The 13,969-nt window shown below is 67.8% G+C and carries 15 protein-coding genes; 10 read left to right on the top strand and 5 right to left on the bottom strand.

The window, feature by feature from the left end:
* Positions 1-43 precede the first annotated feature (43 nt).
* Together pyk and tesB are read left to right on the top strand one after the other, a co-directional pair.
* Positions 44-1,465 (top strand): pyruvate kinase, encoded by a 1,422-nt coding sequence (pyk, locus tag MOQ72_RS23670; RefSeq protein WP_242187648.1) that lies wholly within the window; start codon positions 44-46, stop codon positions 1,463-1,465.
* 76 nt (positions 1,466-1,541) lie between these two features.
* Complete coding sequence (gene tesB, locus MOQ72_RS23665) at positions 1,542-2,480, top strand: acyl-CoA thioesterase II (protein ID WP_242187638.1); 939 nt, start codon at positions 1,542-1,544, stop codon at positions 2,478-2,480.
* A 46-nt stretch (positions 2,481-2,526) separates the two neighbouring features.
* On the opposite strand, the gene MOQ72_RS23660 is transcribed toward tesB, so the two are convergent.
* Complete coding sequence (locus MOQ72_RS23660; protein ID WP_242187637.1) at positions 2,527-2,691, bottom strand: Lrp/AsnC ligand binding domain-containing protein; 165 nt, start codon at positions 2,689-2,691, stop codon at positions 2,527-2,529.
* Here MOQ72_RS23660 and MOQ72_RS23655 point away from each other — a divergent pair, their 5' ends adjacent.
* From MOQ72_RS23655 to MOQ72_RS23645, 3 genes are all read left to right on the top strand, one after another.
* Positions 2,692-3,288, top strand: a complete 597-nt coding sequence (locus tag MOQ72_RS23655; RefSeq protein ID WP_242187636.1) for a LysE family translocator — start codon at positions 2,692-2,694, stop codon at positions 3,286-3,288. It begins immediately after the preceding gene.
* 75 nt (positions 3,289-3,363) lie between these two features.
* Positions 3,364-4,944 (top strand): D-alanyl-D-alanine carboxypeptidase/D-alanyl-D-alanine endopeptidase, encoded by a 1,581-nt coding sequence (dacB, locus tag MOQ72_RS23650; protein ID WP_242187635.1) that lies wholly within the window; start codon positions 3,364-3,366, stop codon positions 4,942-4,944.
* Between the two features lie 135 nt (positions 4,945-5,079).
* Entirely contained in the window at positions 5,080-5,751 is a 672-nt protein-coding gene (locus MOQ72_RS23645; RefSeq protein WP_242187634.1) for a DedA family protein, read from the top strand.
* A 66-nt stretch (positions 5,752-5,817) separates the two neighbouring features.
* Here MOQ72_RS23645 and MOQ72_RS23640 read toward each other — a convergent pair whose 3' ends face one another.
* Together MOQ72_RS23640 and MOQ72_RS23635 are read right to left on the bottom strand one after the other, a co-directional pair.
* Positions 5,818-6,969, bottom strand: a complete 1,152-nt coding sequence (locus MOQ72_RS23640) for an NAD(P)/FAD-dependent oxidoreductase (RefSeq protein WP_242187633.1) — start codon at positions 6,967-6,969, stop codon at positions 5,818-5,820.
* Positions 6,970-7,208: 239 nt separating this feature from the next.
* Positions 7,209-7,856 carry a DedA family protein gene (locus tag MOQ72_RS23635; protein ID WP_242187632.1) on the bottom strand — a complete coding sequence of 216 codons (648 nt, stop codon included), beginning with the start codon at positions 7,854-7,856 and terminating at the stop codon, positions 7,209-7,211.
* Positions 7,857-7,979: 123 nt separating this feature from the next.
* On the opposite strand from MOQ72_RS23635, the gene MOQ72_RS23630 reads away from it, so the two are divergent.
* The 5 genes from MOQ72_RS23630 to MOQ72_RS23610 all read left to right on the top strand — a co-directional run bounded on the left by MOQ72_RS23630 (position 7,980) and on the right by MOQ72_RS23610 (position 11,323).
* Positions 7,980-9,128: a sensor histidine kinase gene (locus tag MOQ72_RS23630; protein ID WP_242187631.1), complete on the top strand. Its 1,149-nt coding sequence runs from the start codon at positions 7,980-7,982 to the stop codon at positions 9,126-9,128.
* Positions 9,119-9,760 carry a response regulator transcription factor gene (locus tag MOQ72_RS23625; protein ID WP_242187630.1) on the top strand — a complete coding sequence of 214 codons (642 nt, stop codon included), beginning with the start codon at positions 9,119-9,121 and terminating at the stop codon, positions 9,758-9,760. Before MOQ72_RS23630 ends, MOQ72_RS23625 begins: the two co-directional genes overlap by 10 nt.
* 130 nt (positions 9,761-9,890) lie before the next feature.
* On the top strand, positions 9,891-10,154 hold the full coding sequence (locus MOQ72_RS23620; protein WP_242187628.1) for a helix-turn-helix domain-containing protein: 264 nt from the start codon (positions 9,891-9,893) through the stop codon (positions 10,152-10,154).
* Between the two features lie 284 nt (positions 10,155-10,438).
* Positions 10,439-10,645 carry a UTRA domain-containing protein gene (locus MOQ72_RS23615; protein ID WP_242187626.1) on the top strand — a complete coding sequence of 69 codons (207 nt, stop codon included), beginning with the start codon at positions 10,439-10,441 and terminating at the stop codon, positions 10,643-10,645.
* 12 nt (positions 10,646-10,657) lie between these two features.
* Positions 10,658-11,323 (top strand): YdcF family protein, encoded by a 666-nt coding sequence (locus MOQ72_RS23610; protein ID WP_372495518.1) that lies wholly within the window; start codon positions 10,658-10,660, stop codon positions 11,321-11,323.
* Here MOQ72_RS23610 and bioB read toward each other — a convergent pair whose 3' ends face one another.
* Both bioB and MOQ72_RS23600 read right to left on the bottom strand, forming a co-directional pair.
* Positions 11,324-12,385 (bottom strand): biotin synthase BioB, encoded by a 1,062-nt coding sequence (gene bioB, locus MOQ72_RS23605; RefSeq protein WP_242187621.1) that lies wholly within the window; start codon positions 12,383-12,385, stop codon positions 11,324-11,326.
* A 101-nt stretch (positions 12,386-12,486) separates the two neighbouring features.
* On the bottom strand, positions 12,487-13,869 hold the full coding sequence (locus MOQ72_RS23600; RefSeq protein WP_242187619.1) for an amino acid permease: 1,383 nt from the start codon (positions 13,867-13,869) through the stop codon (positions 12,487-12,489).
* Between the last annotated feature and the right edge of the window lie 100 nt (positions 13,870-13,969).

Below are 13,969 nucleotides of genomic sequence, written 5' to 3'. Positions count from 1 at the left end.
CTGCGTGCTGCGGGCGCGGGTCAACAGACTACGCTGGCACAACGTGAGTCGACGAGCCAAGATCGTTTGTACCATGGGCCCAGCCACCGCCACACCGGAGAAGGTGGCCGAGCTCGTCAGCAGCGGGATGGACGTCGCCCGGCTGAACTTCAGCCACGGCAGCCACGCGGATCACCAGCAGGTCTACGACCTGGTCCGGGCCGCGGCCAAGGAGTCCGGCCGCGCCGTCGGCATCCTCGGTGACCTGCAGGGGCCGAAGATCCGCCTCGGCAGCTTCGCCGCCGGGCCGGTGGAGTGGCGGACCGGTGACACCGTGCGCATCACGGTCGACGACATCCAAGGCACCCATGACCGGGTGTCCACCACCTACAAGGGCCTCGCCAACGACGCCAAGATCGGCGACCGACTGCTGGTCGACGACGGCAAGGTGGGGCTGACTGTGACCGGCGTCGAGGACAACGACGTCATCTGCGAGGTGACCGAGGGCGGTCCGGTCTCGGATCACAAGGGAATTTCGTTGCCGGGCATGGACGTTTCGGTGCCCGCGATGTCCGAGAAGGACATCGAGGACCTGGAGTTCGCGCTGGAGCTGGGCGTGGACTTCATCGCGCTGTCGTTCGTGCGCAGCCCGGCCGACATCGACCTGGTGCACCAGGTCATGGACAAGGTCGGCCGACGCATTCCGGTGATCGCCAAGCTGGAGAAGCCGGAAGCGGTCGACAACCTGGAGGCCATCGTGCTGGCCTTCGACGGCGTCATGGTCGCCCGCGGTGACCTCGGCGTCGAGTTGCCGTTGGAGCACGTGCCGCTGGTGCAGAAGAAGGCGATCCGGATCGCGCGGGAGAACGCGAAGCCGGTCATCGTCGCCACCCAGATGCTCGACTCCATGATCAACAACTCCCGTCCGACGCGTGCCGAGACCTCCGACGTCGCCAACGCGGTGCTGGACGGCACCGACGCGGTGATGCTCTCCGGCGAGACCAGCGTGGGCCGCTACCCGATCGAAACCGTGCAGACCATGGCGCGGATCGTCGAAGCGGTCGAGGCCGGTTCGGCCGCGCCGCCGCCGCTGAGCCACGTCCCACGCACCAAGCGCGGCGTCATCTCCTACGCGGCGCGCGACATCGGTGAACGGCTCAACGCCAAGGCCCTGGTGGCCTTCACGCAGTCCGGCGACACCGTGCGCCGACTGGCCCGGTTGCACACCAGGCTGCCGCTGCTGGCGTTCACCCCGGAGGAATCCGTCCGGAGTCAGTTGGCTCTCACTTGGGGGACGGAGACGTTCCTGGTGCCTAGAGTCGACACGACCGACCAGATGGTGCGGCAGGTGGACCAGGCGATGCTGTCCCTGGGCCGGTCGCAGCGCGGCGACATGGTCGTCGTCGTCGCGGGTTCGCCGCCTGGCACGGTCGGTTCGACCAACCTCATCCGCGTGCATCGACTGGGCGAGGAAGACCACGTCTGATCCGCGTACTCGGACGGGAGCCACCCGGCGCTCCCGTCCGGCAACCGGGCGGACGCGAGAGCACTAGGAGCGAGCAGTGACCGAAGCGGCCCGAGCCGCGGCTGCCGATCCGGCCGGCACCCGTCTGCAGGACGCGGTTCCGCTGGACGTCAACGGCATGCCGCACGGCCAGCCGGTGCTGGACAGCCTGGTCGCCCTGTTGGACCTGGAGCGCATCGAGGAGAACATCTTCCGCGGTGTCAGCCCGGCTTCCTCGCCGGTGCGCGTCTTCGGCGGTCAGGTCGCTGGTCAAGCACTGGTCGCCGCCGGTCGCACGGTGCCGCCGGAGCGGCGGGTGCATTCGCTGCACGCCTACTTCATCCGGCCCGGCGACCCGAGCATTCCGATCGTCTACGAGGTCGACCGCACCCGCGACGGCCGCTCGTTCACCACTCGCCGCGTCGTCGCGGTGCAGCGCGGCAAGGCGATCTTCTCGCTGTCGGCGTCCTTCCAGATCGAAGAAGAAGGCATCGACCACGCCGAGCCGATGCCCGCGGTGCCGGATCCGGAGACGTTGCCGACCTTCGGCGAACAGATCGGTCCGCTGGTCGAGAAGCTGGGGCGGGCCCAGCCGCGGCCGATCGACGTGCGATACGTGACCGAACCGCCGTGGGTGAGCCGCGAGCGCGGTCCGCGGGAGGCCCGCAGCCAGGTGTGGATGCGCGCCGACGGCGTGCTGCCCGACGACGACCTGCTGCACGTGTGCATCGCGGCGTTCGCTTCCGACATGACGCTGCTCGACGCGGTGCTGGCGCGGCACGGCGTGTACTGGGGCCTGGACAAGGTCAGCGGCGCGAGCCTGGACCACGCGATGTGGTTCCACCGCCGCTTCCGCGCCGACGAGTGGCTGCTCTACGACTGCGCCTCACCGAGCGCCTCCGGCGCGCGGGGCCTGGCCACCGGCCGGTTCTTCGCCCGCGACGGCAGCCTGGTGGCGACAGTCGTCCAAGAAGGACTGCTGCGCGTCAGCGACTGATCGCGCACGGTTTCGGGCGCCCTTTCGGGGTTGCCGTTTTCGCCCCTCACCGCGATCGGCGGCGTTTGGGGCGCAGGTGTTGTGGTGCGGTCAGGGCCTTGGTGTGCAGTTGCTCCAGGACGATCGAACTGGTGAAGTGGCGGACCTCGGTGCGGGAGGCGAGCTTGTCCACCAGGAACTCCTGCAACCGCTTGGTGTCGGCGACCGCCACGTGCAGCAGGAAGTCGGCCTGACCGCTGACGTGCAGCAGCGAGCGGGGCCGGATTTCGTGCTCGTCACCCGCAACGCCGCGAACGGCGCGCGCTGGGGCTGGCTCGCCGCGGCCGGGGTGACCTGCGGTCTGCTGCTGCACGCCACGGCGGCGACCCTCGGGCTCTCCGCGCTGGTGGCGAGCGCACCTGCGGCGCTGCTGGTCGTGAAGGTGCTGGGGGTGGCTTACTTGGCCTGGATGGGCGTGCAGATCTTGCGAGCAGCCGGTGCGGTGCCGGATGCGCCCACTGTGGACACTCCTCGTTCCGGCGGTGCGGTCTTCCTGCGCGGGCTGCTGACCGATGTGCTCAACCCGAAGGTGATGTTGACCTTCCTGACGCTGTTGCCGCAGGCCATGGACCCGGCGGCCGAGCCGGTGGCGCAGGCGGCGCTGCTCAGCGGTGTCGCGGTGACCGCGTTCGGCGTGTGGTGGATGATCGTGGTCCCCTCGGTTCGGTGGCTTTCCGCGCTGCTCGCGGACCCGAGTCGACGCAAGGTCTTCGAGCGGTGCTGCGGTGGGGCGCTGCTGGCCATGGCGACTGCTATTGCCGCCAACTGAGCGGGTTTCGTTGACCGTCCGTGATGGCCTGTCTACGCTGCATGACTTGTTCGGGCGAGCCGAAGGAGCAGCGCGATGCGGCGACGATGGGGTTTGGCGTTCGGTTTGGCGGTGGCGCTTGGTGTTCCGTTCGCCTTCGTGGCGCCGTCCGGTGCTGCCCCCAGCGGGCCGGACGCGCTGCGGGTCGATCTCGACGACATCCTCGCCGACCAGCGGCTGAACGGCTCGCACGCCGGAGTCGTGGTGCGCGACCCGGCCACCGACGAGGTGCTCTACAGCAGGCAGGCGGCGGATCGCGCGACCCCGGCGTCGAACGCGAAGCTGCTCACCTCGGCTGCCGCGCTGGAAACCCTGGGGCCGGACTACCGGTTCCGCACCGATGTGCTGACCAGCGCGGCGCAGCAGGGCTCGGTGTTGCACGGTGACCTCTACCTGCGCGGCACGGGGGATCCGACGCTGCTCGCGGCCGACTACGACCGCCTCGCGGCGCAGGTGGCGGAGTCCGGCATCCGGGTCGTGCAGGGACGTCTGCGCACCGACGACACCTGGTTCGACGACGTGCCGCTGGGCACCGGATGGGCCTGGGACGACGAGCCGTACTACTACGCGGCGCCGGTGTCGGCGCTGACGGTGGCGCCCAACACCGATTTCGACGCCGGAACGGCCATCGTGCGGATCAGCCCGACCGCCGAAGGTCAGCCCGCTGCGGTGCAGCTCGACCCGGCGACCGATGCCGTGCAGATCGACAACCAGACCACCACGTCCGCTGCGGGCGGCGAGCCCGACGTGACCGTGCAGCGCGACCACGGCGGATCCCGAGTCGTGGTGAGCGGGACCGTTCCGGTCGGTGCGCAACCCTTCGAGGACTTCACCACGGTCCAGGACCCGTCCGCGTATGCCGCCGATGTCTTCGCCCGCGCGCTCGCCGCGCATGGGGTGACGGTCCAGGGGACCGGGGCCGGCACGGCGCCGGGCGATGCGCGGGTGCTGGCCGAACGGCAGTCCATCCCGCTGCGGGAGCTGCTCGTGCCGTTTCTGAAGTTGAGCAACAACGGGCACGCCGAAGTGCTGGTGAAGGCGATGGGGAGAGCGGTCCGCGGTGCGGGGAGCTGGGGGGCCGGGCTCGAAGTGCTGAGCGAGAAGCTGAGCGGACTGGGCCTGGATCCGCGGGTGTTGCGCCTGGTGGACGGCTCCGGTCTGTCCGCTATGGACAACGTGACGCCGGAACAGCTGACCGTGCTGCTCGACAACGCGCGCCAGCGCCCTTGGTTCCAGTCCTGGTACGACGCGCTGCCGGTGGCCGGGGTGGCGGATCGCATGGTCGGCGGCACGCTGCGCAATCGGATGGCCGGGACCGCGGCGCAGAACAACGTGCGCGCCAAGACCGGGTCGCTGACCGGCGTCACGTCGCTGTCCGGCTACGTCACCGCCGCCAACGGTCGAGAGCTGGTCTTCTCGGTGATGTTCAACGATTACCTGTCGGACGCGCCGGAGGATCTGGAGGACGCGATCGCGATCCGGTTGGCCGAGTACGACGGTGCCGAGGACCAGCCGCGCGGTGGATCGCACGTGGCGCCGCCGAGGACGGCGCCCGACGACCCGAGCACGCGGGTTGACGAAAGCACCCTGGAATGTTCGTGGGTGAAGGCGTGCTGACCCCGACGGGATCGTGAGATCCCGGCTACTTCGGAGGTCTCAGGGGCGGGTAGGGGGCATTCCGGAGACCTGGGCATGATTACGCCGGTAGCGTGACGCCCGTCCGTTCCGCACGCATGCCGAGGAGCGAGTTTCGTGACCTTCATCAGCGACATCCTGGCGATCGTCGGGAGCTTGCCGAAGCCGCTCTTGGTGCTGGTGACGGGTGCTCTGGTACTCGGTGAATGCACCATCGGGCTCGGCTTCCTGGTCCCCGGCGAAAGCGGGCTGCTGGTGGCTTCGGCGGCGGTCACCGACCTCTGGTTCTTCCTCGTGCTGGCCGGTGTCGTCGCGGTGTGCGCGGCTGTCGGGGACAACATCGGGTTCTGGCTGGGACGCCGGTACCGGCTGAAGATGCGCGAGACCAAGGTGGTGCGGAAACTCGGCCAGCACCACTGGGACCGGGCCGGGCGGCTGTTGTGCAAGTGGGGGATCGGGGCCGTTCTGGTGGCAAGATTCCTGCCGGTGGTGCGGACTTTGATGCCCGCCGCGGCCGGAGCCAGCGGGATGTCCTACGGCCGGTTCTTCGTGTCGTCGCTGTTGGGGGCGGTCGCCTGGTCGGCTACGCACGTGAGCATCGGGTGGGCGGCCGGGGCGTCGGCGAAGTACATCGAGGAGGTGCTGGGCCAGGCCAGTTGGATCCTCGCGGCGCTCCTGGTGCTCGTCGGACTGGGGATCTGGTTCTGGCGGCGAAACCGAGGGAATCGTGCGGCCGTGGCGGAGACCACCGCCGACGAACTCCGGGGAGACGTCGAATCGGCGGCTTGATCCCCACCGGCTATCCACAGTAGACACACGGATTCGGATCCGTCCGGGGACTCGTCTCGTGTTGCATCAGGTGACCGGGACCGTGGGCTTCGCCGCGAGTTGTCTGCGGAATCTGGTGAACAGCTTGGGGTTGTTCATCGCCAGGACTCCGGTGGTTTCGCCGTTTCGCTGGAATGTCGCCACGAAGTGGCGGTCGTCCGGTGCGCCATCGACGATCGTCACCGGATCGGTCCGGTTCACGTGTCCGGCGAACTGGATTCGCACCCCGTACTGCTCCGACCAGAAGTACGGCACGGCGGTGAAATTCGCCACCGTGCGTCCAGCGAGGAGGTTGCGGACCGCGGTGGCCGGTTGTTCCAGGGCAGTGGTCCAGTGCTCGAACCGTTGCGTGCCGTAGCTGGCCACGTCGCCGACGGCTACGACGTTCCGCAGGTCGGTGACTCCTCCGACGTCGCACCGAACTCCGTTCGACAGCGTCAGGCCGCAGCCGTGCAGCCAGTCGGTGTTCGGTCGGGCGCCGATGCCGACCACCACCACGTCGGCGGGCAGAACCGCGCCATCGGTCAGTTCCACTGCCATGACCCGCTGTTCGCCATGCAACTGTTGGACTCCGGTGCCGGGCAGCAGTCGGACGCCGTGATCGGAGTGCAGTGCCGCGCAAACGGCGCCGAGTTCGGTGCCCACGACGTGCGCCAGCGGCACGTCCAGCGCCTCCACCACGGTGACGTCCAAGCCGAGCTCCCGACAGGTCGACGCGACCTCGGCGCCCACGAATCCGGCGCCGATGACCACCACCCGCGCACCCGCGCGCAGGTCGTCGCGCAACGCGACTGCATCGTCGAGAGTGCGCAGCGTGTGCACGCCCGGCGGGCCTGGCAGCGTCTTCGGGGTCGCGCCGGTGGCGATCACCACGCCATCCGCTGAGCAGCGGGTGCCGTCGTCGAGTTCGATCGCGCTGTCGCCGGGTGCCAGCGCGACCGCTCGTCGCCCCAGTCGCCAGGTCGCCTGCACGACGGCGAGGTCGGTGTCCTCGGCCAGGGCCAGGTCGGGCGCGTCGAGCTTGCCGGACAGGAAGTCCTTCGACAGCGGCGGCCGGTCGTAGGGCTGGTGGGATTCCTCGCCGATCAGCTCGATCCGGCCGTCGAAGCCCTGCTCGCGCAGTTCCTGGGCCGCTCGCCAGCCCGCCAGCGACGCGCCGACGATCGCGATCGTCCTCATCCGACTTCCCGCACTTCGGTCTCGACGAAGTGGCACACCTCGATGCGGACGGACGCGCCGGGTGGCAGGTCGGCTATCGGGCAGGCTTGCAACATTCCGGGACCTCCGTTGCGTTATACAGAACACGGAGTGCAATGCGCAACAATGTGCGGCTTCTGGCGTGGGTGCGTCAAGGGGGTCGGCCGTTCTTTTTGATGTTTCGCGCGGCGTTGACCGCATGGTGGGACCGAGGTGGAAGGTCAGACGCGCGTCTTGCGCATCCGGACGATGCGCGCGATAGCGAACCAGGCGACCGCGACAACGATGGCGCCGATGACGACGTTCTGGAAGACCCCGATGTAGGACTCGACGAGCCACCAGCTCTGCCCGAGCAGGTATCCGGCGAGCACGAGCGCGGTGTTCCAGATGAGGCTGCCGAAGCCGGTCAGCACCAGGAAGCTGGGCAGCGGCATCCGCTGCACCCCGGCGGGCAGCGAGATGAGGCTGCGGAAGATCGGCACCATCCGCCCCAGGAAGACCGCTTTGGTGCCGTGCCGGGCGAACCACGCCTCGGTGCGGTTCAGGTCGGCGACCTTCACCAACGGCAGCTTCGCGGCAATCGCGCGAGTGCGGTCGCGGCCCAGCCACGCGCCGAGGTAGTACAGCACGACCGCGCCGACCAGCGAGCCGACCGTGGTCCACAGGATCGCGCCGAGCAGGCTCATCGAGCCCTGGCTCGCGGCGAATCCGGCCAGCGGCAGGATCACCTCGCTGGGAATCGGTGGGAACAGGTTCTCCAGCGCCACGGCCAGCCCCGCACCGGGGCCGCCGATGGTTTCCATGAGCCCGGTGATCCACCCGACCAGACCGTCCAGTTGGGCGGCATCGGACTGCGCGAGAAAAGTCATGCACCGGACGCTAGGAATCGGCGGTGACGCGCGGTATGTGGCTTTCCGGGGACTTCGCGGTGGCTTGGCGCAGTGTTCGGGGTGTGGAAAACCGCAGGTTGTCGCCGTGGCTAGGCTCGGAACATGCGTCGGTGGCCGCGGGTGTTGTTCGCAGTGGTGCTGGGCGCCTGCACCGCACTCGTCGAGCTCGGATACGTGTTGTGGGCGGGCGTGGCGCTGCTCGGTGTCCTGATCCTGCCCCGGCTCAAACCGCGCGTGGCGGCACGGGTGTTCGCCGGGGTACGCGCGCTGACCGATGTCGAGCGACGTCGACTCGCCCGGTACTTGGACGACAGCCACGCTGGGCAGCCCGACGGCGCTCGGGCGCTGCGGTACCTGGCGGTTCGATGGTTGATCGGACTGCTCGGCGGGATCGTGCTGTTCTTGATCCTCTTCGGCGCGGTCGCCTCGGTGGTCGAGATCCGCGAATTGTGGCTCGATCTCGAGGGGTGGGGCCGGACCGTCTCGGAGAAGATCTGGCTCACCGCCTACCTGGGTGTTTTCGGCGTCGTACTGGCCTATTTGGCGTTGACCGGCATCGCAGGCGCTGCGGCCCTGGATCGCGCGCTGGCCCGGCGTTTCCTGGAACCGGACCGCGCGGAGCAGCTTCGCCAACGGGTGGAACAACTTTCGACCACCCGATCCGATGTGGTCGCGGCCATCCACGAGGAGCGCCGCCGCATCGAGCGCGACCTGCACGACGGGGTGCAGCAACGGCTGGTGGCGCTGGGCATGCTGATCGGCCGGGCTCGGCGGGCGGACGACGGCGACCGGACGGCCGAGCTGCTGCGCCAGGCACACGAGGAATCCCAAGAAATACTCCGGGATTTCCGCGATGTGGCCTGGCAGGTGTACCCCGCCGCGCTGGATGCCGGGGGCCTGCAACCAGCCTTGGCGGTGCTGGTCGAACGCGCCGGGGTGCCAATCGAACTGCGCTACGAGGTGGCGCGGCGCCCGGACGTGGCAGTCGAGGCAGTGGCGTACTTCGTGGTGTCGGAGGCCGTGACGAACGCGGCCAAGCACGCCAGCGCGGATATCGTCACCGTCCAGGTGAATCGGGAAGCGGGGTGGCTCGTGGTTCGAGTCGATGACGACGGCGTCGGTGGGGCATCCGAGCAGGGCGCGGGCCTGTCCGGCTTGGCGCGTCGGGTAGCCGCGCTCGATGGGATGTTCACAGTGGACAGTCCGGTTGGTGGACCGACGGTGATCAAAGCGGAGTTGCCGTGCGGGTGATCCTGGCTGACGACTCCACGCTGCTCCGGGAAGGTCTGGTGCGCTTGCTGGCCGACGAGGGGCACCAAGTCGTCGCCGCAGTCGGAGACGCACCGAGCCTGCTGGCCGAAGTGCAGCGGCATCAGCCGGATGTGGCGGTCGTGGACGTGCGCATGCCACCCACGCACACCGACGACGGCCTGCGAGCGGCGCTGCGAATCCGGCATGAGCACCCGGAGGTCGGTGTGCTGGTCCTGTCGCAGTACGTTGAGAAGCGCTACGCGGTCGAACTGCTGACCAGCAACTCCGCGCGGGTCGGATACCTGCTCAAAGACCGGGTGGTGCAGGTCGACGAGTTCCTGGACGCCTTGCAGCGGGTGGCGGAAGGAGGAGTGGCCTTCGACCCGGAGGTGGTGCGCCGCCTGCTGGTCCGCCGCGACCGAGACCCGCTGTCCCGCCTGACGGACCGGGAAAGGGACGTCCTCGACCAGATGGCCCAGGGCCGGACGAACGCGGGAATCGCCGAGAACCTGCACATCTCCCAGAGCGCGGTGGAAAAGCACGCGAACGCGATCTTCGAAAAACTGAACCTGGCCCACCAGACGGGCTACAGCCGCAGAGTCCTAGCAGTACTCCGCTACCTGGACTCGTGAGTGGTAACGGCCGTTCTTACGACCATTACCACTCACGAGCTGGCCTTGTCCGGTTACGCTGCTCTCCAGCAAAGCCGCGCGGGATACGGTGGGACACCACTACGGCGATGAGAGGCAAGGAGCTCAAGGCATGGCTGGACGCGATGATCACCTCAGCTCGGCCCCGCTCGTGACGGAGTCCGAAGTGGAGCATCCCCACGACACCGAGGACCTGGTCCGGCTGGTGCGCGTCATCCGTCATGAGCTGGGATGGACACAGGCCGGACTCGCCGAGTCGGCCGGGATGCTGGAGTCCGACATCGAGCGCTTCGAAGCAGCGGAAATAGTCCCCGCCAAGCCGACGGCCATCCGCCTCATCGAAGCGATGGGTCAGGTCGAGCCCGGACTCTTCTAACCACGCAACACCCGAGCCACCCCGCAGACCTGGATGTGGCGGATACCCTTCGGGCCACGCGGCAGGTTCGCTTCAACCACGTTCGGGCTTGACCCACGAGACGCTGGACCTAGCCCACCCGTCACGGGCTACGGCCGCAGAGTTCTAGCCGTACTCCGCTACCTGGACTCGTGAGTGGTAATGGCCGCTAGAACGACCATCACCACTCACGAGTACCAGTCGGAGTAGGGCGCCCAGGCCCGGCCGGGCGGGGTGGAGGAGTCGCGGTCCCGACCATGCAAGGTTTGGAGCCGGACTACATCACCGAGATGGTCTTCGCTCGAATGCCGACGCCGGAAGAGCGCGAAGAGCTTGCGTTACCAGCGGGCGAACCCGTGATGATTCTTCGCCGCGAGACGTATACGGCGGAGGGAGCGATCGTGGAGTACGCGCGTGGCGTCCATGCGGCTTCTCGGTTCTCGTGGTCCTATACGTTCCACATTCCCGATTGATCGCGAGAGGCGATGTCTGTGACCGTCGCGAGGATCCCAGAGCACCTGCGCGTTGCCGCGCAGGTGCTCTGGGACTACCACCGCTTGGACCACGACCTGCGACCGGTTGACGTTGCGCTCGGCCTCGGGAGTCGTGATCCCGGCGTGGCCGTCTACACCGCCGAGCTGTACCACCGCGGGCTGTTCCCGCGCATCGTCTTCAGCGGTGCCAATGCGCCGACTACTGTGGAGCGGTTCCCGCGCGGTGAGGCCGTCCACTACCGCGAGATCGCGATCGAGCGGGGCGTCCCCGCAGAAGTGATCTTCGTGGAAACCGATGCGCGGAACACCGGAGACAACATCGCACTCATCCGGAAGTTCCTTGAACGGCAACGTGTTCCGGTTCGGTCGATGCTCCTGCTCTCCCGGCCTTATCAACAGCGACGGGCGTACGCGACGGCCAAGAAGATCTGGCCCGAAATCCACTTCCGCTGCTCAGCCCAACAGCAGAGCCTCGATGACCACCTCGAAAGCATTGGCGACGTCGAGCGCGTGCTCAACATGCTCGTCGGCGACACCCAGCGCATCACCGTGTACGCGAATGCAGGCTTCGCCATCGCACAGCACGTGCCGGACGATGTCCAGGCAGCTTATGAGCAGCTCGTCGCCGCCGGATACACCTCGCGGCTCGTCAACTGATCAGGCGTTGGAGGGTTGGTTGGTGCCTACTCCTCGGCGGCGGATCGCCACCAGGTCGTGGCGGGCTGTTGGGAGGGTTTGTTCTTGCTTGCCTTCGATTGTGAAGCCCGCGTCCTCGATCATCTCCCGGTCGTCCACACCGGACTGGCCTTCGCTGGTCAGGTAGTCGCCCAGGAAGATCGAGTTCGCCACCTGGAGCGCTAGGGGTTGCATGCTGCGCAGGTGGATTTCGCGGCCACCGGCCAGGCGCACCTCGACGTCCGGGAAGCAGAACCGGAACAGCGACAGGATTCGCAGGCAGCGGATCGGGGTCAGGTGCCAGTCGCCGCCCAGCGGGGTGCCTGGAATCGGGATCAGGAAGTTGATCGGCACCGAGTCCGGGTCCAGTTCGCGCAGTTCGAAGGCCATGTCCACGATGTCCGCATCGGACTCGCCCATCCCGAAGATCGCCCCGGAACAGGGCGAAAGACCCGCGCTGCTCGCTTGCTGGACGGTGTCGACCCGGTCGTTGAAGGTGTGCGTGGTGCAGATGTCCGCGTAGCGGGCCTCGTTGGTGTTGAGGTTGTGGCTGTAGGCGTGCACCCCGGCGTCGCGCAGCTGGTCGGCCTGCCCTTCCTCGAGCAGCCCCAGGCAGGCGCAGATCTCCACGTCCGGCTGCTCGGTTTTGATCGCCTCGACGGTTTCGACGACCCGGCCGATGTCCCGCTGCCCCGGACCGCGTCCGCTGGCCACCAGGCAGATCCGCTTCGCACCCGCCCGCGCCGCGCGGTCGGCGGCTTCGGCTGCCTCCGCGGGCTTGACCCACGAGTACTTCAGGATGTCCGAAGTGGAGCCCAGCCGCTGCGAGCAGTAGGTGCAGTCCTCCGGGCACAACCCGCTCTTCAGGTTGATGATCGTGTTGAGCTTGACGCGGCGGCCGAAGAAGTACCGGCGAACCTTACCGGCGGCGGCCACCACGTCCAGCACGTCGAGTTCGTCGGTGAGCAGAGCGAGTGCCTCATCGCGGGTCGGCGCACTCCGGTCGAGTGCCTTGGCAACCAGCTCGTCCAGCGAGATCGTCATGCCAAGAGCCTCGCCGACCCGCGATGGGCCAACAACGTGCTCGCCCTACAAGATCCGCATCGATGCTTTGTCGAGGCGAATCCTCAAGCCCTAGGGAAAACTCACCTGCGGACCAGCTCGCGCTCCCGCTGCTTGTTGCGCACCGCGAGGTAGCCGATCGCGACGGCGACCGCCAGCACCGGCGTGATGTACAGGGCGATTCGGGTCTCCGAGTCGAAGGCCAGCAGCACCACGACGAACGCCAGGAACGCCAGCACCACGTAGTTCGAGTACGGCGCGAGCGGCATCCGGAACGGTCCGGCCTGCAGCTCGCCGCGGGCGATCTTGCGCCGGTAGGCGAGGTGCGCGATCACGATCATGCCCCAGGTGAAGATGGCGCCCACGGTGCTCGCGCTGGTGATGTAGGTGAACGCCTGCTCCGGCACGAAGTAGTTGAGCACCACGCCGATCAGCATCGCGGCGAAGGTCACCCCGATGGCCCGCGCGGGCACTGCCCGCGAGCTCAGCCGTCCCACCGACCGGGGCGCCTGGCTGTCCTCGGACAGGGTGCGAATCATGCGGGCGGTGGAGTAGATGCCGCTGTTGCAGGACGACAGCGCCGCCGTGGTCACCACGAAGTTGATCACCCCGGCCGCGGCCGGAATGCCGATCAGGGTGAAGGCGTGCACGAACGGACTGCCGTCGCTGGGGAACTGGTTCCACGGGACCAACGCGGTCAACGCGATCAGCGCGCCCACGTAGAAGATCAGGATCCGCCACATCACCGAGTTGACCGCGCGCGGCAGCACCTTCTGCGGGTTGGAGCTCTCGCTGGCGGTCTGGCCGACCATCTCGACGCCGACGAAGGCGAACATCACGATCTGGAACGCCAGCAGCGACGAAGCCGCCCCGTTCGGGAACAGCCCGCCGTTGGACCAGATGTTGCTGACCGACGCGGTGTCGCCCACATCGCTGAAGCCGAACACCAGGATCAGCGCGGCCAGCACGATCAGGCCGATGATGGCCAGCACCTTGATCAACGCGAACCAGAACTCGAATTCGCCGAACAGCTTCACCGCGATCAGGTTCACCCCGCTGAGCACGACCAGTGCGACCAGCGCGGGGATCCACTGTGGAAGGTTGGGAAACCAGAACTGGAAGTACTCGCCGACCGCGGTGATCTCGGCCATGCCGGTGACGATCCAGACCAGCCAGTACCCCCAGCCGACCGCGAACTTCGCCCACGGTCCCACGAACTCGCCCGCGTACTCCGCGAACGAGCCGCTGACCGGGCGGTACATCAGCAACTCGCCGAGCGCCCGCATCACGAAGAAGATCATCAACCCGGCGATCGCGTAGATCAGGATCAGGCCGGGTCCGACCTGGTGCAGTGCCTTGCCGGAACCGAGGAACAGTCCGACACCGATCGCTCCACCGATCGCGATCATGTTGATGTGCCGGGTACTCAGATCCTTCCGGTACTCCTCGGCCACTGGTTGGCTCATCAGAAGTGGACTCCTTCAACGAGGGTGCGGGGGTCGTCTTGCTCTGGTGGTCGCTTAGCGGAACCCCGATCCCCACAAATTCATCACTTGCCAGCGAGTT

Source organism: Saccharopolyspora soli, assembly GCF_022678645.1.
Lineage (GTDB): Bacteria > Actinomycetota > Actinomycetes > Mycobacteriales > Pseudonocardiaceae > Saccharopolyspora > Saccharopolyspora soli.
Note: the sequence above shows the minus strand (reverse complement) of the source record. Positions and strands in the feature narration are given on the sequence as shown.

What these genes read in the sequence shown, in the direction of transcription:
- dacB (WP_242187635.1), top strand. Translation starts at nt 3,364, where the DNA reads ATGCGGCGACGATGGGGTTTGGCGTTCGGTTTGGCGGTGGCGCTTGGT.
- MOQ72_RS23640 (WP_242187633.1), bottom strand. Translation starts at nt 6,969, where the DNA reads ATGAGGACGATCGCGATCGTCGGCGCGTCGCTGGCGGGCTGGCGAGCG.
- MOQ72_RS23635 (WP_242187632.1), bottom strand. Translation starts at nt 7,856, where the DNA reads ATGACTTTTCTCGCGCAGTCCGATGCCGCCCAACTGGACGGTCTGGTC.
- MOQ72_RS23630 (WP_242187631.1), top strand. Translation starts at nt 7,980, where the DNA reads ATGCGTCGGTGGCCGCGGGTGTTGTTCGCAGTGGTGCTGGGCGCCTGC.
- MOQ72_RS23620 (WP_242187628.1), top strand. Translation starts at nt 9,891, where the DNA reads ATGGCTGGACGCGATGATCACCTCAGCTCGGCCCCGCTCGTGACGGAG.
- MOQ72_RS23610 (WP_372495518.1), top strand. Translation starts at nt 10,658, where the DNA reads ATGTCTGTGACCGTCGCGAGGATCCCAGAGCACCTGCGCGTTGCCGCG.
- bioB (WP_242187621.1), bottom strand. Translation starts at nt 12,385, where the DNA reads ATGACGATCTCGCTGGACGAGCTGGTTGCCAAGGCACTCGACCGGAGT.
- MOQ72_RS23600 (WP_242187619.1), bottom strand. Translation starts at nt 13,869, where the DNA reads ATGAGCCAACCAGTGGCCGAGGAGTACCGGAAGGATCTGAGTACCCGG.